Origin of the sequence: [Mycobacterium] manitobense, assembly GCF_025821665.1 — a bacterium.
Classification (GTDB): Bacteria; Actinomycetota; Actinomycetes; order Mycobacteriales; family Mycobacteriaceae; genus Mycobacterium; species Mycobacterium arseniciresistens.
Window position 1 is genome coordinate 1 of the sequence record NZ_JACKSJ010000206.1, and the last position, 405, is coordinate 405.

At 62.2% G+C, this 405-nt stretch carries 1 protein-coding gene; it reads left to right on the plus strand.

Going from position 1 to position 405, the window contains the following annotated elements:
• Nucleotides 1-141 precede the first annotated feature (141 nt).
• Complete coding sequence (locus H7I41_RS23230) at nt 142-399, plus strand: DUF7218 family protein (RefSeq protein WP_073859154.1); 258 nt, start codon at nt 142-144, stop codon at nt 397-399.
• Nucleotides 400-405 lie beyond the last annotated feature (6 nt).

The window sequence follows — 405 nt, forward strand, 5'->3', positions numbered from 1 at the left end:
CCTGACACACGGGGACTATCTGTTTCTCAAATACCGTCGCTGACGGACAGCAGGCGACGTGCGGTCACGGGCCGTCGGCGTTTCGGGCTCGGTGCGGTGGGGAATCCATGCACAATCCCCGAGCAGACAGAGGTGGTGACGATGCCGAACTCGTCGATCAAGAACGAAAAGATGTACGAAGACCTGCGTGAGCAGGGCAATTCCAAGGAGAAGGCGGCCCGCATCTCCAATGCCGCCGCAGCGCGCGGCAAGTCCGCGGTGGGGCGCAAGGGCGGGAAGTCGGGTTCCTACGAGGACTGGACCGTCGCCGACCTCAAGAAGCGCGCCAAGGAACTCGGCATGGAAGGCTACTCGGGCCTGACGAAGGACAAGCTCGTCGACAAACTACGCAACCACTGACCTGGT

What these genes read in the sequence shown, in the direction of transcription:
- H7I41_RS23230 (WP_073859154.1), top strand. Translation starts at nt 142, where the DNA reads ATGCCGAACTCGTCGATCAAGAACGAAAAGATGTACGAAGACCTGCGT.